We start from the raw sequence: 20,803 nt of genomic DNA on the forward strand, positions 1-20,803 counted from the left end.
TCAAGGAGAGCGCCGCATGTCCGAATACTCCTTTCCCGATCCCGTCGTGGACGTCACGGACGTTCAGGAAGTGGGCCGCGACCTCGTGGTGATCCCCAACCGGGACGTGGAACTGGTGCCGAACATCGGCGTGATCGGCGGCACGCAGGCGGTCCTGGTCGTCGAGACCGGCCTGGGCCCGCGCAACGCCGGGAAGGTGCTCGCGTTCGCCGCCGAGTACGCGAAGGGCCGCCGCCTGTACCTGACCACCACCCATTTCCATCCCGAGCACGCGTTCGGCGCGAGCGTGTTCGGCGAGGAGGCGACCTATCTCGTGAACGCGGCGCAGGCCGGCGACCTGGCCGCCAAGGGCGCCGGATATCTCGCCATGTTCGGTGGCTTGGGAGAGCCGGTCGCCCGCGAACTGGAGGGCGCCCGGGTCCCCGCGCCGGACGTCACCTACGACGGCTCCTACGAACTCGACCTCGGCGGCCGGGTCGTGCACCTGCGGCCCACCGGGCGCGCGCACACCAAGGGCGACCAGGTGATCACCGTCCCCGACGCCGGCGTGATGTTCACCGGCGATCTGGCGGAGGCCGGGCAGTTCGCCATCTTCCCGTGGTTTCCCCCGCACGACACGGACGTCTCGGGCGTGCGCTGGATCGAGGTCATGGAGCGGCTGTCCGGGGAGCGGCCCCGGGTGGTGGTGCCGGGCCACGGCGACGTCGGCGACGCGCGCCTGCTGGCCGAGGTCCGGGACTACCTCAAGGAACTGCGCGAGGAGACCTGGAGGCGCAGAGACTCGGCCATGCCCGAGGAGACGATCGCACGCGAGGTCACCGCCCTCCTGGTGGAACGGCATCCCGAGTGGCGGATGCGGGAGTGGATCGAACGCGGGGTCGGCTGCCTGTGCGCCGAGCACCCGAGCCCGATCTAGGGTCTTGAAGTGCTATGTGCAATGTGCAATGTTATACAGCAGTCTTCGGGGACAGGCACAGGCAACGGAGTGATCATGAAATCGATGCCGAAGAAGCTCGGCCTGCTGGCCGTCGCGGCCCTCTTATGCGCCGCCTGCGGAGGCGTCAAGCAGGTGAGCGGCGGCCCGCCCGCCGAAGAGGGCGGCACGAAGGGCGGAACGCTCACCGTCCTCGCGATCAGCGACTTCGGGCACCTGGATCCCGCGCGGAACTGGACCATGCCGGACATGATGTTCGGCACCCGCCTGATCTATCGCACGCTGACCACGTACAAGGCGGGCAGCTCGGAGATCGTTCCCGACCTCGCCACCGACCTGGGCACCTCCGCCGACGGCGGCACGACCTGGAAGTTCACGCTCAAGGACGGCCTCAAGTACGAGGACGGCACGCCGATCAAGGCCGCCGACATCAAGTACAACGTCGAGCGCTCGATGTCCCCCGACATCAGCAGCGGGCCGGACTACGCGCAGAAGCTGCTCGTCGGCGGCACGGACTACAAGGGCCCCTACGACGGCAAGAGCCTCGACTCCGTCGAGACGCCCGACGACAAGACGATCATCTTCAAGCTCAGGCGCCCGGCGGGCGAGTTCCCGTACACGGTCACGCTGACCACCTTCTCTCCGGTGCCGCCGGCCAAGGACACCAAGGTCGAGTACGACAACCGCCCGTTCTCCTCCGGCCCGTACAAGATCGAGAAGTATGACCGCGGCAAGGAGCTCGTCCTGGTGCGCAACGAGCACTGGGACCCCAGGACCGACACGGTACGGCTCGCGTTACCCGACCGGATCCACGTCAAGCAGGGCCAGGACAAGGACACCATCACCGACCGCCTGATCGCCGCGTCGGGCGAGGACGCCACCGCCGTGGCCTGGGGCTCGGCGGGACCGCAGAGCCTGTCGAAGATCCTGCCCGACCCGCGGGCGAAGGAGCGCCTGTTCACCGGCGTCACCGGCTGCACGAGCACGCTGGTGTTCAACATGACCAAGAAGCCCTTCGACGATCCGAAGGTGCGCCAGGCGATCCACTACGCGCTCGACAAGGAGTCGGTGCAGACCGCGATGGGCGGGCCGAACATGGCCGACATCGCCACCGCCTACCTGCCGCCCGCCATGACCGGCGGCGCCAGGCAGGACGTGTACGCGATCCCGCCCGCCGGCGACGTAGCCAAGGCCAAGGCCCTGCTGGCCGAGTCCGGGATCGCCACCCCGCTCAAGGCGAAGCTGACCGCCACCACCGGCTCGTCGAACAACGTCGAGGTGGCGATCCAGGAGAGCCTGAAGAAGATCGGCATCGACGTCGAGATCAACGCGGTCGACGGCTCCGTCTACTACGACCTGCTCGGCGACCAGGCCAAGGCCGACGAGATGGGCGTCTACGGCTGGTGCCCCGACTACCCCAACGGCTCCAGCTTCCTCCCGCCGCTCTTCGACAGCCGCGGCATCAAGAAGACGGGCAACAGCGGCAACGTGGCCTACTTCAAGGACGCCGCGATCGACAAGAAGATCGACGACATCTACGCCATCCTCCAGAAGGACGCCTCCAACAAGGCCTGGCAGGAGCTCGACTCCCAGATCATGCGACAGCTGCCGCAGGCGCCGCTCTACCTGGAGAAGCGCGGCTACCTGGTGGGCAAGAACGTCGTGGGCGCGGTCAACCACCCGGTCTGGGCCGCCCAGCTCGACTACGCGGTCATCGGCGTCAAGAAGTGACCGTGGCGACCGCGGCCCGGCCACGCTCTCCGGGCAGCATCGCGCTGGCACGGCTGCGCGCCGACCGCCCGGCGATGGCCGGTCTCGTCCTGGCGAGCACGCTGGTCATGCTCGCCGTCCTCGCTCCGGTGATCACCGCGTGGACGGGCTGGGCGCCGGAGACCCTCGACAAGTCCGCCGTGGACCCCAACCTCGGCGGACTCCCCCGCGGCCCGTGGGGCGGCGTCAGCGCCGACCATCTGCTCGGCGTCGAGCCGGTGACGGGCCGCGACGTGCTCAGCAGAATCCTGTACGGCGGGCAGATCTCACTGCTCATCGCCCTGCTCGCCACGGTGATCACCGTGATCACGGGCATCGTCCTCGGCCTGCTGGCCGGGTTCCTCGGCGGCTGGGTCGACACGGTGATCAGCAGGCTCGTCGACCTGCTGATGTCCTTCCCCAGCCTGATCTTCATGATCGCGATCCTGTCCGTGGTCCGCGACATCAACCGGATCGTGCTGCTCGTCACCGTCATGGCGATCTTCGGCTGGACGGTGGTGGCTCGCATCGTCCGCGGCCAGGTGCTCACGCTCCGGCACAGCGAGTACGTCGAGGCCGCCCGGGTCGGCGGCGCGATGACCGGCCACATCCTGCGTAAGGAGGTGCTGCCCGGCCTGAGCGCGCCGCTCCTCGTCTACGCCACCCAGGCCATCCCCGCCTACATCGGAGCCGAGGCGGCGCTGAGCTTCCTCGGCGTCGGCGTCAGGCAGCCCACCCCGTCCTGGGGCCAGATGATCAACAATGCCCGGGGCTGGTTCATGACCGATCCGATGTACCTGGCCGTGCCCTGCCTCTTCCTGGGACTCACCGTGCTCGCCTTCACCCTGCTCGGCGACGGCCTGCGCGATGCCTTCGACCCGAAGGAGGCGAGCGCGTGATCGGATACGCGCTACGGCGCCTGGGCGCGATGGCCCTCATCCTGCTGGCCATCTGCGCCATCACCTTCGCCGTCTTCTACCTGCTGCCCGACGACCCCGCGCTGGACGCCTGCGGCAAGAGCTGCACGACCGAACGGCTCCGGGACGTCCGGCACGCGATGGGCCTGGACCAGTCGGTGATCGTCCAGTTCGCGACCTATCTGGCCGGCATCTTCACCGGCCGCACGCTGGGCACCACCGGACTGGAGTGCGCGGCGCCCTGCTTCGGCTACTCCTGGCAGTTCGCCACCCCGGTCTGGGACCTGCTGCTCGACCGCCTGGCGGTCAGCGCCTCGCTGGCCGCGGGCGCCGCCGTCCTGTGGCTGGTGACGGGCGTGGCGCTCGGCGTCGTGGCGGCGCTGCGCAAGGGGTCGCTGCTGGACCGCGGGATCGTGCTGTCGGCGCTGACGACCACCTCCGTGCCGGTCTACCTGGTCGCCGCCCTTCTGCTGTACGTCGTGGTCCTGCGGGGCGAACTGCTGCCCTTCCCCGACTACCAGCCGCTTCTCGAGGACCCGGCCGCCTGGCTGACCAGCCTGATCCTGCCGTGGATCGCGCTGGCCGCCCTGTACGCGGCCATGTACATCCGGCTCACGCGGGCCTCGATGATCGAGACCATGGCGGAGCCGTACATCAGGACCGCGCGGGCGAAGGGCCTGCACGAGCGGACGGTGGTGGTCAAGCACGGGCTGCGCGCCACGATGACGCCGATCCTCACCATCTTCGGCATCGACCTGGGCGGCCTGCTGGCGGGAGCCATGATCACCGAGACGATGTTCGGGCTGCCGGGGCTGGGCAAGCTGACCTTCGACGCGATCGCCAGGTCCGACCAGCCCGTGGTCCTCGGTGTCACTCTGCTGGCGGCGTTCTTCGTCACCTTCGCCAACCTGGCCGTGGACCTGCTCTACGGCGTGATCGACCCGAGGGTGAGGTACTCGTGATCCTCGACGTCACCGGCCTGTCCGTCAGCTTCGGCGCCACCACGGTGGTCGACGGCCTCTCGCTGTCGGTGGACCGCGGCCGGACGCTGGGCATCGTCGGCGAGTCCGGTTCCGGCAAGTCCGTCTCGTCGCTGGCCGTCATGGGGCTGCACCGCGCGGCCACCGTGACCGGCTCGATCGTCTTCGACGGGGACGAACTCGTCGGCGCGCCCGCCGAGCGGTTGCGGCGGTTGCGCGGCTCCCGGATGGCGATGATCTTCCAGGATCCGCTGACCTCGCTGCACCCCTTCTACACGGTGGGGGAACAGATCGCCGAGGCCTACCGGCTGCACCGCCGTACCGGCAGAAAGGCCGCGCGCGAGCGGGCGGTGGAGATGCTCGCCGAGGTCGGCATCCCCGACCCGCGCCGGCGCGCCGGGGAGCATCCGCACCGCTTCTCCGGCGGCATGCGCCAGCGGGTCATGATCGCGATGGCGCTGGCCTGCGAGCCCGACCTGCTCATCGCCGACGAGCCGACGACCGCCCTCGACGTGACCGTCCAGGCGCAGATCCTCGAACTGATCAAACAGATCCAGGAAGACCGCAGGCTGGCCGTCATCATGATCACGCATGATCTCGGTGTGGTCGCCCGCGTCGCGGACGAGGTCCTGGTCATGTACGGCGGGCGCGCGGTGGAACGAGCCGAGGCCAGGCCGCTCTTCAAGGATCCGCGCCACCCGTACACCCAGGGGCTGCTCGAGTCGATTCCCGGGATGGGCCCGGACCGGGCGGGCCGGCTCCGGGCGATCCCCGGCGCCCCGCCCTCGCCGCCGGCGTTCCCGGCCGGGTGCCGGTTCCACCCGCGCTGCCCCTCGGCCATGGCGGTCTGCTCGGCAGAGGCCCCGGCGCTGACCGGCACCCGTCGCATGATCGCCTGTCATCTCGAAGGAGCGCAGCCATGACCTTGCTGTCCGTCCGCGACCTGCGGGTGGGGTTCAAGACCGGCCGCCGCGCCGAGGTCAGGGCGGTGAGCGGGGTCAGCTTCGACCTGGCCGCCGGTGAGACGCTGGGGCTGGTGGGAGAGTCAGGTTGCGGCAAGTCCACCACCGGGCGGGCCATCGTCCGCCTCCTGGAGCCGACCGCCGGCAGCGTACACCTGGACGGGCGCGACATCACCCACACCGGCCGGCGCGATCTCCTGTCGTCGCGCAAGGACATGCAGATGATCTTCCAGGACCCGTTCGCCTCGCTGAACCCCCGGCAGACGGTCCACCAGATCATCTCCGGCCCGCGGCGCCTGCTCGACCACGCGGGCACGGCCGAACTCCTGACCAGGGTGGGGCTCTCGCCCGAGCACGCCGGCCGCTTCCCCCACCAGTTCTCCGGCGGCCAGGCCCAGCGCATCGGCATCGCCCGCGCGCTGGCGTCGCGGCCGAAGCTGATCGTCTGCGACGAGCCCGTCTCCGCGCTCGACGTCTCGATCCAGGCCCAGATCGTCAACCTGCTCGCCGACCTGCAGGCCGAGCTCGGCCTGGCCTACCTGTTCATCGCGCACGACCTGGCCGTGGTACGCCATGTGAGCACCCGCGTGGCGGTCATGTACCTGGGCCGGATCGTGGAGATCGGCCCCCGCGAGCGGCTCTACGCCGATCCCGCCCACCCCTACACCCGGGCGTTGCTGTCCGCGATCCCCGTGCCCGACCCCGACGAGGAGGCGAGCCGTCAGCGGATCGTGCTCAGAGGCGACCCGCCCAGCCCGGCCGCCCCGCCGCCCGGCTGCTCCTTCCATCCGCGCTGCCACCTGGCACAGGACCGCTGCCGCGTGACCGCGCCCGAGTTACGCGAGGTGAACGGCCGGCAGGTCGCCTGCCACCTGGCCTGAACCCCGCCCCCCGAACCCGGGACCAGAAGCGGTGCGCGCCTGGCCGAGACGGAACCGGCGCAATACGGAGAAGGATCCGGCGCCGGCCTCGGTGAACTGAATCTCCGTCACCCTGAACTCCCCCGCCAGTTCACGCCCCGCGAGCGCGGCGGCGCACCGCGCACCCAGCGTGGACGTGCGCGGGTGGGCGATCGTGGCGTGGGCCGGGAAGTCCATGGCGGCCATGGGCGGCGGCAGCAGCGTGCGGCGCAGGCCCGCCCAGGCGCCGTCCACGTCGAGAACGCGAACGAACACGCCGCCGTCCATCGCGAAGACGTCGCCCAAGCGCAGGCGGAAGGGCGGCCGCTCGGCGGCCTGCGACGCGGCGCGCTTCAGCAGCAGAGTCTCGTCGAGGGTCTCCTCGGGATACACGAGGGTCACGTGCGCCGGCACCACGTGGGCCATGCGCGGGTCCCAGGTCCGCCGCAACCGTTCCAGCCGCTCGGCCGCCGGCCCCCGCAGGGCGATGGACAGGTGCCGTCTCACCCGAAGTCCGCGCCGAGCACCACGGCGTACAGGGCGCGCAGTTCCCGGCCGGTGATCGGCGGCAGCATGTGGTTGGCGCCGACCAGGATCAGGTAGAGCAGCTTGCCCATCACCTCGGACGCTGCCGGATCGCCGGTACGTTCCCGCCACACCGTACGCAGGAACTCGATCCGGGTGTGGTCCACCCTGCGCAGCATGGCGGCGACGTCCTGGTCCTGCATCGCCCAGGCGCGGACCGCGACCTCCGGGTCCGACGTGGGCTCCTTGGCCACCAGTTCCAGCAGGCGTTTGATCTTCTCCTCCGGGGCCGGGTCGCCCGCCAGGGCCGTCTCGATGTAGCGGGTGGTCATCGTCGCCTCGTAGTGCTCCAGCAGGGCGGTCCTGAAGCCGGGCATGCCCTTGAAATGGTGGTAGAAAGAGCCCTTGGTCAGTTCCAGCCGGGCCATCAGCCGTTCGATGGTCAGTCCCGGTGCGCCGTGCTCGGCGAGGATCACCAGCCCGGCGTCCAGCCAATCCTGTCGGTTCGCCACGAAGCTCCTTCTGCGGTACGTGCGTCGACCGTACCTTAGGGTATGCCGCGCCGTACCCCGAAGAACTCGATCAACCGGCTTGTTCCCGGGCGAGCAGGCGCGCGCGGTCCCGCCAGGCGCGTTCCCACTGCCGAGTCAGCGCGGGGTAGACGATCAGGTGGCGGAACGGGGCGATGCCCGCCATGTACAGGCGCCCGAAGAGGCCGTTGGGCTTGACCAGGGCCGTGCACCTCAGGTGGTACGTGCCGTCGCCGGTCGGCAGCCAGCTCAGGTGCATGATCGTGTGGACGGTCTTGTTCGCCAGTTCGCGGGCGGCCTCCCGGTCCAGGAAGTACACCTCCGTGAACGGGTCGGTGCACGGGGGTACGCCGTCCGCGGTCTCGGCCAGCTCACGCGGCAGCCGCTCGCGCAGCGAGGCGACCCGGTGCCCCAGTCCGGTCCTGGGCGTGTCCCAGCCGAACAGGGCGCCGATCTTCCAGCGCAGCGCGAGCAGGAATCGGACCACGGCGGGCTGCCCACCGGCGTCGTAGGCGGCCCGGAGCGCGGCGAGCATCACGGGGAAGTCGCCGGGGCCGGCGCCGGGGGTGCGGAAGGTCCACACGTCCTCGACCCGGAAGTCGGGGGTGAACTCGTGGATCCGCCATGGCTGGGCGAGATGGGCGGTTGCCGGGATGCGCATCTGTCATTCCTTTCTGGGTGCCAGGTGCTTCGAGACTCCAAGTTCCGTAACTGCGAGTTCCGTAACTTCTAGTCCCGTATCATGCATCCATGACCGATCGAAAGCAAGCCCGCGGCCGCGGGGGCCGGCCCCGGGACAGCCGCGTCGACGACGCCATCGCCGCCGCCGTACGGGAACTGCTGTCCGAGACGGGGTACGCGCGGCTCACGATGGCCGAGGTTGCCGCGCGTTCCGGAGCGGGGAAGGCGGCGATCTACCGGCGATACGCCAGCAAACAAGAAATGATCTTCGATGTGCTCGTGGAGGGCGCGTTCCTGCCGGTGCCGTCCGACCGCGGGTCGCTGCGCGCCGACCTGGCGGCCGTGCTGGCCGAGAGCGCGGACAGTTTCGCCTCGGCCCCACCCGGTACGGTCCCCGGCCTGCTGGCCGACATCCAGGCCGACCCCGAACTCCACCAGCGGTTCGTCACCAGGTACGTCGGCGCCCAGCGGCAGACCTTCGAGGAGATCCTCGACCGCGCGGCGCTGCGCGGCGAGCTCGCCAGGCGGCCCGACCCGGCCGTCCTCAACGCCCTGGTGGTCGGACCCATCTTCGCCTGGCTGTTCCTGCTGGACGGCACCCCGGACCGGCTCCCGGCGCTCACCACCGCACTGCTCGACGCGACCCTCGCACTCACCGCCGGACAAAACAGTTGAAAGGTACCTTCCCCATGGATATTCGCCCCGTTGAGCCCGCCGACCTTCCGGCCCTGGTAGATCTCGCCTGCACGGTGTTCGGGCCGTTCTACCTGGACTCCTTCCGGCCCGTGGTCGGCGAAACCGTCTTCGTCAACCGGCACGGCGACTGGAAGGGGGACTACCGGCGCCACCTGGCCGGTGTCCATGACCCGGCCAACGGGAAGTTCGCCGCCGCCGCCCTGGTCGACGGCCAGGTGGCCGGTTTCGCCGGCTGGGCCGTACAGGAATCCGAACGTCACGGCGAGATCGACATCCTGGCCGTCCACCCGGCGCACCGGCGGCTGGGGCTCGGCCGGGCGCTGCTCGAACACGCCCTGGACCAGATCAAGGCCACCGGGGTTGTGGAGATGATCTCGATCGGCACCGGCGGCGACGACTTCCACGCACCGGCGCGCGCCCTGTACGAGTCGTTCGGATTCACGCCCTTCCCGCAGGTCACCTATACGAGGCCGATCTGAGCGGGGCCGGACGGAACGGCGCCGCGAAGACGAGCCCGAAGCACACCGTGGAGATCGCGGTGAGCACGATGAGCGGCTCGGGAAAGTACGCGACGCACAGCCACACCGAGAATCCCGAGACCGCGGTGCACGCCAGCGTGAAAGGCGACCAACGCCGCAGGAGCCCCGGCGCCGCACGGACGGCGACGACCACCACGACCGAGAACATCATCGCCAGCATCCCCATCTCGGCGCTGGTCCCGTCGTTGAAGTCCCGCACGGTGACCTGGCGCCCGTTCTCGAACATCGGGCTCGCGGTGACCGCCGCCAGATCCGCGACGGCCCGCTCCCCCGCCGGAAGCGGCCCGGTGAGCGGCGAATGGAACATCAGCAGGTGCGCCACGCCGATCAACCCGATCAGCACGGCCCCGGCGTAGAACAGGCGACGCGACCACGGCTCCATGACAACCTCCCAGAAACATACCGTACCGTATGGTATGGACGAGAGGCAGCGTACTCCCCCGTTCCCCCCGAACGCCGGCGGCCCCCCGGACTACCCAAGCCGGGGGGCCTTGGAAGTTGCCGCCATGTGCGGCGCCAGCTGCTTTTAGAGGATGGATCAGTCCTTACGACGTGTGCTCTGCCATTGAGCCACCGCGGCACGAAGAGCCGCGGGCCGGATTCGAACCGGCACCTCAACCATCACAGTCCGCCTCGGTCGATCTGGCGCTCGACGGCGATGCTGAATCTGGAGCGAGAATCTGAACTTGATCGGCTGCCTCTACCGCTTGGGCTACCGGGACGCGTGGTGCCCCGGGAAGGTGTCGAACCTTCACTGTGGCCGTTTGGTCAGCTTCAGCCTCAGCCTCAGCTTGCGCTCCTGGCGCACCCTCGCACGCAGGCGAGGGGGTTCATGGCTCCTACCCGAGCAGGTAGGAGAACACCTTCTCGCCGATCTTCCGGTCGACGATGTCGGCGCCGTTGGCCTCCTCGCGGGCGAACTTGACGGCGTCCTGCAGCTTCTGCACGCGCGCCAGCAGTTCGTTGACGCGGCGCTGCGGCAGCGCGCCGGAGAAGGCGACCTTCGTCCAGTAGCCGACCACGATGTCCTCGGTGAACACCTGCACCTGGGCCGGGTGCTTGTCCGTGGCCTCGGCCAGCACGTGGTTGCGCGGCACCTTCTTGGTCCGGGTCGTCTTGACCGGCTCGGTCCGCCACGCCTCGGTGTGCACGTCCTGGCACCAGGTCTCGGCCGGGTCGTCGGCCTGCACCTGCACCCGCGTGGACTCCGGCGGCAGTTGCTCGCCTTCGTCGTCGATCGGCTGGTAGAGGTACGCGTGCCGCGTCACACCTCATTTACCTCCTCGACGCAGGCGCAGGCGATGGTGATCAGCGTCCCCTGCTGCGCGTCCACGTGGGTGAGGCTCCCCGACCCGAAACAGAGCCGGCAGGGGAAGGCGGCGGACACGAAGGGGTCCTGCCACACCCGATGCTGCCAGGCCGGCGGCAAAGGAGGAGCCTGACGCTCGGCCCCCCGCTCGGCCGGCTCATTGTCCCCCCCGACCCAGCCCAGCCCACCACAGAACCGACAGCCCAGGAACAGGCCGCCGACGCGCTGACCCTTCCGGCCCCCGCACTCGGGACACTCGATGGCGTCGGTCACGCTCTGCCGGTGCCTTGGCAGGCCGTACACGCGACCCAGGTGCGTTCCCGGTCACGCGTACCGTTGAGCTCCATCCACTCCCCGCCCGCGCCGAGGCAGGTATCGCACACCGGTTTCTCGTCCTTGGCCATGCTCACGACGGTACGTCGCACACGGTGGTGTGTCTGTTACCTGGAGGGACTGATGTGAGTGACCCGGAGCGGACGTCTCGCGACGGCGCCTCGATCATGGCGTGAGCTCGTGGGCCACGAGGACCTGCCGGGCCGGGCGGGGGACCGTACCGCGTCTGCGCCATTCCCGTGGATAGCCCAGGGAGACCTCTTCGAAACGGACGCCGTCGTAGTACGTCGTGCGCGGGATGTGCAGGTGGCCGTAGACGACCACGGCCGTGCGGTACCTGAGGTGCCAGCCGGCGGTCAGCTCGGTCCCGCACCACTGGGCGAACCTCGGATAGCGCAGGACGCGAGTGGGCTGGCGTACCAGCGGATAGTGGTTGACGAGCACGAGCGGGACATCGGGATCGCACGCGTCCAGGCGGCGCTCCGTCCATTCCACGCGGGCCCAGCACCATTCCTCCCGGCTCGGATAGGGAGCCGGATCCAGCAGCAGCTCGTCCGTGCACACGACACCGCTCTCGTAGGCCAGCTCCAGCGACTCCTCCTTCGTGTTCACGCCGGGAACGCGGAAGGAGTAGTCGTACAGCACGAACAGCGGCGCGATGGTGACCGGGCCGCCGGGTCCGTCCCAGACCGGGTACGGATCCTCGGGGGTACGGATGCCCAGGCGGCGGCACATCCGCACGAGATAGCGATATCTGTCGTCGCCGCGAAGCTGGACCGGGTCGCCCTTCGGCGTCCACAGCTCGTGGTTGCCGGGCGCCCAGATGACCTGGGCGAACCGGCGTGCCAGCAGGCTGAGCGCCCACTCGATGTCCGCGGCGCGCTCGCCGACGTCACCGGCGATGATCAGCCAGTCGTCCTCGTGCTCCGGCACGAACCCTTCGACGAAGCGCCGGTTCTCGGCATAGGCGACGTGCAGGTCGCTCACCGCGACCAGATTTCCCGCCTTCATGGGGGCATTCGTCCAGACATGCTCACCATTCTCATCCACGGCATCGCCCGCACGCTCGCTCCTTCCAACAGCGATGGGACGACGACGCATCGGGGTGTTGTCACTGAGCGGTCTCCCAGGCCCGCCACAACCCGGCGTAGACGCCACCGGCATCGACCAGTTCTCCGTGGGTGCCGGTCTCGATGATGCGGCCGTGCTCCATCACCATGATCCGGTCGCAGGTCGCCGCTTGGGAGAGCCGGTGCGCGATGACGACCGCGGTCCGGCCGGCGAGGACGGCGTCAGCGGCACGGTCGAGCTGTCCGGCGTAGGTGGAGCCGGCCTCGGCGGTCGCTTCGTCGAGGATCACCAGGTCAGCGTCGGTGAGCAGCAGGCGGGCGAGGGCGAGCTGCTGCGCCTGTGCGTCGGTGAGCGGGTGTCCGCCGACACCCAGCAGGGTGTTCAACCGGTCGGGCAGAACATCGAGGATCGATGCGGCGCCGGTGGCTACCAGCGCTGCGTGGAGGTCGCGGTCGGTGGCCCCGGGTGCGGCGAGGGTGAGGTTGTCGCGCAGGGTGCCCGCGAAGACGTGGACCTCCTGGGTGATCATCGCGGTACGGCTGGGGCGAGCCACCCTCCCGCCCGCGGGTAGGTGGGTGCCGGCGACCACGCCGGCGAGCGTGCTCTTGCCCGCCCCGGACACGCCGACGACGGCCACGCACTGACCGGACGGGATGTCGAGGGTGATGTCGTCGAGCACCCGTGGCCCCTCGCCGTAACGGAACGAGACCTCGTCGAGCTGTACGGCGGTGCTCGCGGCCCGCACGGGGACATCCGGCGAGCTGCCCGCAATCGTGACGACCCCGATCATGCGGCTCAGCGATGCGAGGGCGGACTGGAGGGTGTCGATGACCAGCAGCAGCTGGTTGACCGGTCCGAGCAGGCGTAGCACGAGCAGCATGGCGGTGGTGGCGCCGCCGACGGTCGACGCGTCGTGGTCGATGAGGACGAAGCCGACGACGAGTACGGCGGCCAGGCTCAGGCACTCCCCGAGGTTGAGCCGGGCGTTGAGCATGCTCAGCACGGTGCGTGCGCGTAGCGTCTGCCGTACGACGCGCCAGGAGTCCGTCATCACGGCCCGGTGTCGTCGCTCGGCGAGCCCGAAGCCGAGCACGGTGGCGTAGCCGCGCTGGGACTCGAGGATCTGCTGGGCACGCGCGCTCATCGCCGTGCGCTCGGCGCGGTAGACCCCTGGTCCGGCGCGCACGTACCACCGCACGGCCAGCAAGTAGACCGGCAGCACGACGGCGAAGGCGGCCGCGTAGGGCCATTCCAGTGCCGCGAGCCCGCCCAGCGACACGATGATGGTGAAGGCGGTGACGGTGAGCGCCGGGATCACGGCGGGGGCCGCGTCGGCGACCGCGGTGACGTCGTCGCTGGATCGCGAGATCAGGTCTCCGGTGCCGGCGCGCTCGACGAGGTGCTGGGGGAGCGTCATCGCGTGGCCCACGAGCCGCTCGCGCAGCGCGGCGAGGATGGAGTGGTAGACGCGGGTGGCGACCACGATCGTCAGCGCGGTGCCCGCGGCACCGAGGACCGCCGAGAGCGCCATGACGACCGTGACCGTCAGCACGGTGGCGAGGTCCGCGGTGCCGGCCCGCACGCGGTCGACGAGGAATCCGATCGCCACGGGAACGATCAGGTCGACGCCGGTACTGACGATCCCCAGGACCCCGGTGGCGGCGAGCCGGAGCCGGTAACCGTGGCTGAGCCGCCACAGCTCTCCGATCGTCTCGCGCCCGCTCGCGACCGGCAGCCCGGGATGTGAAGCCTGGGTCCCGGGGACGGCGGAGGTGCCGCTCACCGCGCCGTCCTCGCGGGCGCGGGTACGTCGTCAGGCAGCTCGACGACGCGGTCGCAGGCGGCGAGCAGCGCCGGGGTCGAGGCGATCAGCAGCGTCGAACGGCCTGCCCGGACACCGCGCAGCCGGCCCGCGATCGTGTGTTCGGTGACCGAGTCGACCGCGGTGGCCGGGTCGTGCAGCACGAGCACCGGCGCGTCGCTCGCCAGGGCGCGGGCGAGCGCGACCCGCTGGCGCTGCCCGCCCGAGAGCCGGTTGCCGCCCTCGCCGACCGGGAGGTCGAGGTCGGCCGCGAAGTCGTCGCAGGCGGCGGCTCGCACCGCGGCGTCCACCCGCTCGGGCGCGCCCGCGATCACGGCGACGTTGTCGCGGAGGGTGCCGCTGAACAGGGTGGCACGGTGCGGCGCGACGGTGACCAGGGAGCGGTACTCGACCGGGGACAGCTCCCGCGCCGCGATCCCGTCGAGCCGCGCCTCGGCCCCTCCTTCGGCCCGCGGGTCCAGCAGTGCCTCGACGACACGGGCGGCGTTCCGGTCGCCGGCGCGCACGCCCACCAGCTCGCCGGGCTCCACCCGGATCGTCACGCCGGGCCCGGAGACGCCCGGCACGACCACGTCCAGCTCCGGCACCGCGGTGACCTCCCCGCGGGTCACCTCATCGGGCCCAGCCGTCGTGGCGTTGTCCCGCAGCACGTCGAGGATGCGCGCGGACGAGGCGCGTGCGCCGGCCAGGTTGGGGATGGAGATGTTCGCGATCGCCTGGATCTGCGGCAGCAGTGCCTGGGTGAGGCCGACGGCGGTGATCAGCCCGCCGGTGCTGAGCTGTCCGTCCACGGCGAACCAGCCCGCCAGCCCCATCACCGCGGCGACGAACGTGCCGCTGACCACGCCCGAGCCCACGAGGAACCTTCCCAGCAGGCCCGCGTTGCGCCTGGCGCCGGCGAGGGTCTGCTGGCTCGCCTGCCGGTAACGGCTGGTCGCCTCGGCCTCGGCACGCACCCCTTTGATCACCCGGTAGCCGGCGACGAGGTCCGTGGCCTGCCCGACCGTGGAGGCCAGCAGCGCCTGGTACGCGCGGGTATCCCGGGACAGCCGCTCGCTGAGCACGCCCATCGACCAGACCGCGACCGGCGCCCCGACCAGCACCACGAGTCCGAGCAGCCAGTGCGTCGCCAGCAGCGATGCCGCGATGAATCCGATGGCCGTGATCCTCGAGACCGGGATGATCGTCAGGATCACCGCGTTGGACAGGCGCGCGACGTCGTTCGTCATCACTGAGACCACGCCGCCGTCCGGCGCACGGGCGGTGCCGCCGACCGGGTGCAGGACGCCCGTGGAGAGGGTGCCGCGGAGCCGGTGCTGCAGTATCTGCACCGCGTAGGCGGTCAGCCGCAGCGAGAACCTCGCCGCCGACGTCAGCGCGACGTAGAGGGCCACCAGCACGCCGAGCCACAGGACCAGCTGTCCCCCGTCCCCGGTCGCCAGGGCCCGGTCGATCGCGAGTCCCATCACCACCGGGACCGCGGACTCGCCCACCTGCCACACGATCGCCAGCAGCATCGCGGGAACGCTGACCCGCCTCACCGAGAAGATCACGCGCAGCAGGAACCGGCCCGGGGTGATCCCCGGCCCGGACTCGAACGGCCGGGCGCCGGCCGGCTCGGCGGGATCGAACAGGAGCACGGGCAGCCGGCGGGTCAGGGGCCCTCGCCCCAGTCCCGCGGTGTCGGAGAAACGCGAGGAGCTCCTCACACCTGACCCCGGTCCCGGCTCCCAAGCGGGAAGCACCAGAGCAGAGCGTCGGCGAAGATCCCTCGCCACCACGCGTAGTCGTGTCCGCCGGCGAACTCTCTGTAGAGAATGTCGTAGCCCTTCCCGGTGAGCACGTGGTCCAGCCAGCGACTGTGGGTGTTCGAGCCCTCCAGCTCCCCGACGTCGTGAAAAATGCGGATCGGTGCCGTCTCCGCGGCCAGGTAGTCGGCGATCAGCGTCGGTACGGGGGTACGGCGCAGCAGCTCACCTGCCCCGGTGCCCCACGTGAGGTCAGGGTGGTACCCGCACGACGGGGACTGGAGGATGGCGTTGCCGAACGTCGCCGGGTGGTGGAGCGCCGTCCAGCCGGCGCACAGACCGCCGAAGCTCTCGCCGGCCAGCGCGACGTCACCGGGGTTCCGCGAGAGCGGATACCGGTGGTGGAGCCACGGCAGCAGTTCCTGGACCAGCATCCGGGAGAACGCCGGGTCGCAGAGCAGTTCCTTGTCGCGCCGGAGTGCGGGCTGATCGACGAGGACCACCACGCAGGGCCGGATCAGTCCCGCCCGGACCAGGGCGTCACGAACGCTCGGCGCGCTGTGGTCCGGCGTTCCGTCCAGGTGGATCACGAAGGGCAGTGTGCTCTCGTCCGAGAACTCTCCGGGGGGCATCGAGACCCAGATGCGGCGTTCGTCTCCCAGGATCTCGCTCGCCAGCACGGCGGTTTCCGCTGCCGGGGCCGGCCGCGCTTCGGCCTGATCGAGCCAGGGCAACGGCGCCGCGTCGGGCAGCACCGCCACCGAGGCCCCGGAGAACCGCTCCACCGAGCACTCCGAGAACCTCGGTGGCGGGTTGAACGGGTCCGGTACCCGTGCGCCCTCACCCGCCGGCCCACGTCGGGCGAGCACGTACGAGAAGCGCAGGTCGGAGCGCATCCGCAGGGTGAGAACGTGGAACGGCGTCCCCGCCACCGAGGCGAACTCCGTGTCGATCGGGTTGAAGCCGATTCTGGGGCCGATCACCACCGAGAGGGTGACCGTCATGTCGTCTCCGGGCTCGTCGACGAACGTCACCTCCACCTCGTCCGCGGAGACCCGCTCGACAAGCGGCGCACCCGTCTCCCCGAGATGTCGTCTGAACCTTTCCGGGCTCCACTCACCGGTCGACAGCTTCTCGACGATCGGATCAGCCATGTCTCGCGCTCTTCACGTCGGTGTGGTCAGCGGTCCTCCGCCGGGTTCGTTCACGCCCGAGCGGCACCACCTGGGGGCTGCCAGCCACCGGATCGGGCACCACCAGGCAGCGCAGACCGAACACCTCCTCGACCAGCTCGGCCGTGACCACCTCGTCCGGGGTGCCCTCGGCGACCACGGCGCCGTCCTTCATGGCGATCAGGTGGGTGCCGTAGCGGGCGGCATGGTTCAGGTCGTGCAGTACGGCGACCAGGGTGTGGCCGACGTGGTGCAGGTCGGTGAACAGTTCCATCATCTCGATCTGGTGGGTGATGTCGAGGAAGGTGGTCGGTTCGTCGAGCAGCATGATGTCGGTGTGCTGCGCGAGCGCCATCGCCACCCACACGCGCTGGCGCTGCCCGCCCGACAGCTCGTCCACCAGGCGCCTGGACAGGTCGGTGACCGAGGTCTGGTGCATCGCCCTGAGCACGGCCCGCTCGTCGTCCTCGGTCCACTGCCGGATGAACCCCTGGTGGGGGTACCGTCCCCTGGCGACCAGGTCGGCGACGGTGATCCCGTCCGGGGCGATCGAGGTCTGCGGCAGCAGTCCGACCCGCCGCGCCACCTCTTTGGTCTTGTAGATGTTGATGTCGGCGCCGTCGAGGACGACCTGCCCGGCTGACGGCTTGAGCAGCCGGGACAGGCCGCGCAGCAGGGTGGACTTGCCGCACGCGTTCGGGCCGACGATGACCGTGAACGACTTGTCGGGGATCGCCACCGAGAGGTGCTCGGAGATGGTCCGCTTGTCGTAGCCGATCGTCGCCGACTCGACACGGAGGCGCGCGGCGCCGGGCGGGGTGGCGCTCATAGGCGTCTCCTGGCTTCGGTGAACAGCAGGTATCCGAGGTAGCCGCCGCCGAGTACGACGGTGATGACGCCGACCGGCAGCGGGGTGGGGGCGACGTGCTGGGCGAGGTAGTCCGACGCCAGGCACAGCAGCGCGCCGACGAAGGCCGCGGGGGCGAGGGTGATCCCGGCGGTACGGGCGAGCCGGCGTGCGATCTGCGGGGCGACCAGGGAGATGAACGCGATCGGCCCGGACGCGGCCGTGACCGTCGCCGTCAGCGCCACTCCCACCAGGATCAGGCCGAGGCGGGCGGGCGAGACCCGTACCCCTTGCGAGGCGGCCGCGTCGTCACCCAGCTCCATCTGCCGCATCGGCCGGCTCAGCATCCCGGCCGGCAGCAGGAGAACGGCGACGCAGGCGCCGCCGATGACGACCTGGTCCCAGGACACGCCGTTGAGTGACCCGGCACCCCACGCGGCCGCGGACATCGCCTGGTCCAGGTCGGCCTTGATGATCAGCCAGGTGTTGAGCGACGCGAGCATGGCCGAGACGCCGATGCCGACGACGATCAGCCGGAACCCCTGCACTCCTCGTCGGTAGGCGAGCACGTACACGGCCACGGCGGTGGCCATCCCGCCCAGCAACGCCCCGCCGACCAGTTGCACGTAGGTGCCGTTGACGACCAGGATCACGATCAGCGCGCCGGTGTAGGAGCCTTGGGAGAACCCGATGATGCCGGGTTCGGCGAGAGGGTTGCGCAACAGCGACTGGAAGACCGCCCCGCTCACCCCCAGAGCCGCGCCGAACACCAGCGCCGCGACCACCCGGGGCAGCCGCCACTCGACCACGATGTCGAGGACGATGCCCGTCTCCCGGCCGGTCAGCGCGGAGAGCACCTGCCCGGGACTCAACTGGTACGAGCCGGTCATCAGCGCGAGCACCGCCGTACCGGCGACCGCGATCGCGAGCACCGCGCAGACGACGGCCGAGCGCCACTGGAGCCGTACCGCGATCCGCCCGCGCCGCAGCACCAGCACCCGCCGCCCGAAGTCCACCCGCGGAAGGTGCGCGCTCATGGCCCGCTCGCCTTCTTCCGCCGCGCCAGTGCGACGAGAACGGGAGCGCCGACGAAGGCGGTGACGACTCCCACGGGGATCTCGCCGGGTCTCATCACGACGCGGCCGAGGATGTCGGAGATCAGCAGCAGGCTGGGGGCGAGGAGGACGCTGTAGGCGAAGATCCAGCGTTGGTGCGGGCCGACGATCCAGCGGGCCACGTGCGGCACCATGAGCCCGACGAATGCGATGGGTCCGGCGATCGCCGTGGCGCCTCCGGCGAGGAGGGTGAGTGCGATCACCGCGAGCACGCGGGTGCGTACCAACCGGACCCCTTGGGCGACCGCCGTCTCGTCACCCAGAGCCAGGGCGTTGAGCGGGCCCGACAGCGCGAAGGCCAGGATGAGCGCCACCGCGAAGAACGGCAGGATCGGCCACACGACCTCGAGCGGGCGACCCACGATCGACCCGGCGTTCCAGTACCGCATCGTGTCGAAGGCATCCGGGTTGGTCAGCTGGAGCGCCTCCCTGGCGCCACCGAGCACAGCGCTGACACAGACCCCGGCGAGCACCATGACCACCGGCGAGGAGCCCTGCCGGGTCGACCCGAGGGCGAGCACCAGGAGCGTGACGATCAGTGCCCCCGCGAACGCGAACCACATGTAGCCCTGGGCGGCGCGGACGCCGAGCAAGCCCACGGCGACCGTCACCGCGAAGGACGCACCGGCATGGACGCCGAGGATGCCCGGATCGGCCAAGGGATTGCGGGTGAGGGCCTGGAGCAGCGCGCCCGACAGACCGAGTGCGACGCCGACGACCAGACCCACGATCGTGCGCGGCAGCCGGAAGTCGCGGATCGCGAACTGGTCGATGCCGGCCGAGGAGTGGAACAGCGCGTCCCATACCACCGACGGCGCGATCGCCGTCGAGCCGATCATGACACTCAGCACCAGCAGGGCCGCCAGCACCACCAGCGCGACGACCAGGCCGAGCAGACGACGACGCGGTCCGGGCACCGTCCCGGCGCCCGGACCGTCCTGCCGCAGGGCGAGGGCTGTCACTTCTCGGCTGGGAGGGTCGCCAGTGCGCGGTCGAGCGAGTCCAGGTACCGGATGACGGGCCCGTAGGAGTTGTTGCCGGGGCAGAAGACTCCCAGCGCACGACCGGAGCTCACGGCGGGCAGCGCCTTCCAGGTGTTGGTCTCGACGACCGGCACGAAGGACTTGGCCGGCTTGCCCTCGGCGTCGACCGGGTAGGTGATCACGTCGTACTTGGACAGCTCACCGATCTGCTCGAAGGGCAAGGAGTCGTAGGCCAGGGGGTCCTTGCCCTCGGCCGCCTCGGGCAGGTCGAGGCCGATGTCGTCCCGGGCGATCTCGGAGCAGCCGATGTCCGCGATGTAGAACGTCCCGGGATCGTTCCAGTCTCCGCGGGAGACGTCGACGAACGCGGTGCCGTCGATGACCTTGCCGTAGGTCTGCTGGATCTTGGTGACCTTCTCCTTGAACGCCGCCTTCTGCCGGCCGAGCGCGTCCGCCACGTTGCCGGCCTCCGCGATGGCGTCGGCGAAGGCCTTCCACTCGGTGTCGAGCCCCCAGAGCACGGTCGGGGCGATCGCCTCGAGCCGCTTGCCGACCTTGTCCCAGTCATTCGAGTGGAACTGGACCAGGATGAGGTCCGGCTTGAGGCCGGCGAGCTTCTCGAGGTCCACCTCACCGCCGTCGCTGCCGACGATCTCGGCCGCCTCGTACGCGGTCCTCTGTTCCGCCGGCAACACGGCGAGGTCGGAGTCGGACACCGCGGTGACGCCCACCGGCTTGCCGCCCAGATCGATGAAAGGGAGGTTCGTGTTGCCGATCGTGACGATCCGCTGGGGGGCGACGGGAACCTCGATGGTGCCGTTCTCGGCCTTGACGCTGCGGGTCTCGGCGGCCTTGACGCTGGGGGTCTGGGCGGCCTTGTCGCCGGCAGAGCCGCAGGCGGTGAGGACGAGCGATGCGCTCATCAGCGCGGCGGCGAGGGCCGCGCCGCGCCTCATCAGGGGGATGTTGCTCATGGGTGTTCTCTTCTTTT

At 70.3% G+C, this 20,803-nt stretch carries 23 protein-coding genes; 8 read left to right on the top strand and 15 right to left on the bottom strand.

Annotation, left to right across the window (positions count from 1 at the left end; translation table 11 throughout):
- The first annotated feature begins 16 nt into the window (after window positions 1–16).
- The 6 genes from ACFWY5_RS49640 (at window position 17) to ACFWY5_RS49665 (ending at window position 6,423) form a co-directional block, all read left to right on the top strand.
- Complete coding sequence (locus ACFWY5_RS49640) at window positions 17–916, top strand: MBL fold metallo-hydrolase (RefSeq protein WP_379639145.1); 900 nt, start codon at window positions 17–19, stop codon at window positions 914–916.
- Between the two features lie 75 nt (window positions 917–991).
- A complete protein-coding gene (locus ACFWY5_RS49645; protein ID WP_379639146.1) occupies window positions 992–2,665 on the top strand; it encodes an ABC transporter substrate-binding protein in 1,674 nt (557 codons plus the stop codon).
- Window positions 2,666–2,667: 2 nt separating this feature from the next.
- Window positions 2,668–3,582: an ABC transporter permease gene (locus ACFWY5_RS49650; protein WP_379639147.1), complete on the top strand. Its 915-nt coding sequence runs from the start codon at window positions 2,668–2,670 to the stop codon at window positions 3,580–3,582.
- Window positions 3,579–4,562, top strand: coding sequence for an ABC transporter permease (locus ACFWY5_RS49655; protein WP_379639149.1), 984 nt, complete (start codon window positions 3,579–3,581; stop codon window positions 4,560–4,562). Before ACFWY5_RS49650 ends, ACFWY5_RS49655 begins: the two co-directional genes overlap by 4 nt.
- Window positions 4,559–5,503, top strand: a complete 945-nt coding sequence (locus tag ACFWY5_RS49660; RefSeq protein ID WP_379617494.1) for an ABC transporter ATP-binding protein — start codon at window positions 4,559–4,561, stop codon at window positions 5,501–5,503. The genes ACFWY5_RS49655 and ACFWY5_RS49660 overlap by 4 nt, the downstream gene beginning before the upstream one ends.
- Window positions 5,500–6,423: an ABC transporter ATP-binding protein gene (locus ACFWY5_RS49665; protein ID WP_379639150.1), complete on the top strand. Its 924-nt coding sequence runs from the start codon at window positions 5,500–5,502 to the stop codon at window positions 6,421–6,423. Before ACFWY5_RS49660 ends, ACFWY5_RS49665 begins: the two co-directional genes overlap by 4 nt.
- Here the strand turns inward: ACFWY5_RS49665 and ACFWY5_RS49670 are convergent.
- The 3 genes from ACFWY5_RS49670 to ACFWY5_RS49680 all read right to left on the bottom strand — a co-directional run bounded on the left by ACFWY5_RS49670 (window position 6,379) and on the right by ACFWY5_RS49680 (window position 8,157).
- Complete coding sequence (locus tag ACFWY5_RS49670) at window positions 6,379–6,948, bottom strand: 2'-5' RNA ligase family protein (RefSeq protein WP_379639151.1); 570 nt, start codon at window positions 6,946–6,948, stop codon at window positions 6,379–6,381. The two genes, ACFWY5_RS49665 and ACFWY5_RS49670, sit on opposite strands and share 45 nt — an antisense overlap.
- Window positions 6,945–7,478 carry a TetR/AcrR family transcriptional regulator gene (locus ACFWY5_RS49675; protein WP_379639152.1) on the bottom strand — a complete coding sequence of 178 codons (534 nt, stop codon included), beginning with the start codon at window positions 7,476–7,478 and terminating at the stop codon, window positions 6,945–6,947. Before ACFWY5_RS49675 ends, ACFWY5_RS49670 begins: the two co-directional genes overlap by 4 nt.
- A 70-nt stretch (window positions 7,479–7,548) precedes the next feature.
- Window positions 7,549–8,157 (bottom strand): DUF2867 domain-containing protein, encoded by a 609-nt coding sequence (locus ACFWY5_RS49680; protein WP_379639153.1) that lies wholly within the window; start codon window positions 8,155–8,157, stop codon window positions 7,549–7,551.
- A gap of 89 nt (window positions 8,158–8,246) precedes the next feature.
- On the opposite strand from ACFWY5_RS49680, the gene ACFWY5_RS49685 reads away from it, so the two are divergent.
- Entirely contained in the window at window positions 8,247–8,852 is a 606-nt protein-coding gene (locus ACFWY5_RS49685) for a TetR/AcrR family transcriptional regulator (RefSeq protein WP_379639154.1), read from the top strand.
- A 14-nt stretch (window positions 8,853–8,866) separates the two neighbouring features.
- Window positions 8,867–9,352 carry a GNAT family N-acetyltransferase gene (locus ACFWY5_RS49690; protein WP_379639156.1) on the top strand — a complete coding sequence of 162 codons (486 nt, stop codon included), beginning with the start codon at window positions 8,867–8,869 and terminating at the stop codon, window positions 9,350–9,352.
- Here the strand turns inward: ACFWY5_RS49690 and ACFWY5_RS49695 are convergent.
- The 12 genes from ACFWY5_RS49695 to ACFWY5_RS49750 form a co-directional block, all read right to left on the bottom strand.
- A complete protein-coding gene (locus ACFWY5_RS49695) occupies window positions 9,330–9,794 on the bottom strand; it encodes a hypothetical protein (RefSeq protein ID WP_379639157.1) in 465 nt (154 codons plus the stop codon). The genes ACFWY5_RS49690 and ACFWY5_RS49695 overlap by 23 nt on opposite strands.
- A 457-nt stretch (window positions 9,795–10,251) precedes the next feature.
- A complete protein-coding gene (locus tag ACFWY5_RS49700; RefSeq protein ID WP_379639158.1) occupies window positions 10,252–10,680 on the bottom strand; it encodes a hypothetical protein in 429 nt (142 codons plus the stop codon).
- Window positions 10,677–10,841: a hypothetical protein gene (locus ACFWY5_RS49705; RefSeq protein ID WP_379617512.1), complete on the bottom strand. Its 165-nt coding sequence runs from the start codon at window positions 10,839–10,841 to the stop codon at window positions 10,677–10,679. Before ACFWY5_RS49705 ends, ACFWY5_RS49700 begins: the two co-directional genes overlap by 4 nt.
- A 149-nt stretch (window positions 10,842–10,990) precedes the next feature.
- The gene (locus tag ACFWY5_RS49710) at window positions 10,991–11,125 is read right to left on the bottom strand and encodes a hypothetical protein (RefSeq protein ID WP_379617514.1); all 135 of its coding nucleotides are present in this window, start codon (window positions 11,123–11,125) and stop codon (window positions 10,991–10,993) included.
- A 94-nt stretch (window positions 11,126–11,219) separates the two neighbouring features.
- Window positions 11,220–12,065, bottom strand: a complete 846-nt coding sequence (locus tag ACFWY5_RS49715; protein WP_379639160.1) for a metallophosphoesterase family protein — start codon at window positions 12,063–12,065, stop codon at window positions 11,220–11,222.
- 100 nt (window positions 12,066–12,165) lie between these two features.
- Entirely contained in the window at window positions 12,166–13,908 is a 1,743-nt protein-coding gene (locus ACFWY5_RS49720) for an ABC transporter ATP-binding protein (protein WP_379639161.1), read from the bottom strand.
- On the bottom strand, window positions 13,905–15,656 hold the full coding sequence (locus tag ACFWY5_RS49725; protein ID WP_379639162.1) for an ABC transporter transmembrane domain-containing protein: 1,752 nt from the start codon (window positions 15,654–15,656) through the stop codon (window positions 13,905–13,907). Before ACFWY5_RS49725 ends, ACFWY5_RS49720 begins: the two co-directional genes overlap by 4 nt.
- A complete protein-coding gene (locus tag ACFWY5_RS49730) occupies window positions 15,653–16,849 on the bottom strand; it encodes an alpha/beta hydrolase (RefSeq protein ID WP_379639163.1) in 1,197 nt (398 codons plus the stop codon). Before ACFWY5_RS49730 ends, ACFWY5_RS49725 begins: the two co-directional genes overlap by 4 nt.
- Window positions 16,842–17,696, bottom strand: coding sequence for an ABC transporter ATP-binding protein (locus ACFWY5_RS49735; protein ID WP_379639165.1), 855 nt, complete (start codon window positions 17,694–17,696; stop codon window positions 16,842–16,844). The genes ACFWY5_RS49730 and ACFWY5_RS49735 overlap by 8 nt, the downstream gene beginning before the upstream one ends.
- Window positions 17,693–18,751 carry a FecCD family ABC transporter permease gene (locus tag ACFWY5_RS49740; protein ID WP_379617526.1) on the bottom strand — a complete coding sequence of 353 codons (1,059 nt, stop codon included), beginning with the start codon at window positions 18,749–18,751 and terminating at the stop codon, window positions 17,693–17,695. Before ACFWY5_RS49740 ends, ACFWY5_RS49735 begins: the two co-directional genes overlap by 4 nt.
- Window positions 18,748–19,791 (bottom strand): FecCD family ABC transporter permease, encoded by a 1,044-nt coding sequence (locus ACFWY5_RS49745; RefSeq protein ID WP_379617528.1) that lies wholly within the window; start codon window positions 19,789–19,791, stop codon window positions 18,748–18,750. The genes ACFWY5_RS49740 and ACFWY5_RS49745 overlap by 4 nt, the downstream gene beginning before the upstream one ends.
- On the bottom strand, window positions 19,788–20,786 hold the full coding sequence (locus ACFWY5_RS49750; protein ID WP_379617530.1) for an ABC transporter substrate-binding protein: 999 nt from the start codon (window positions 20,784–20,786) through the stop codon (window positions 19,788–19,790). The genes ACFWY5_RS49745 and ACFWY5_RS49750 overlap by 4 nt, the downstream gene beginning before the upstream one ends.
- Between the last annotated feature and the right edge of the window lie 17 nt (window positions 20,787–20,803).

This window comes from Nonomuraea sp. NPDC059007 (assembly GCF_042740555.1).
Lineage (GTDB): Bacteria > Actinomycetota > Actinomycetes > Streptosporangiales > Streptosporangiaceae > Nonomuraea.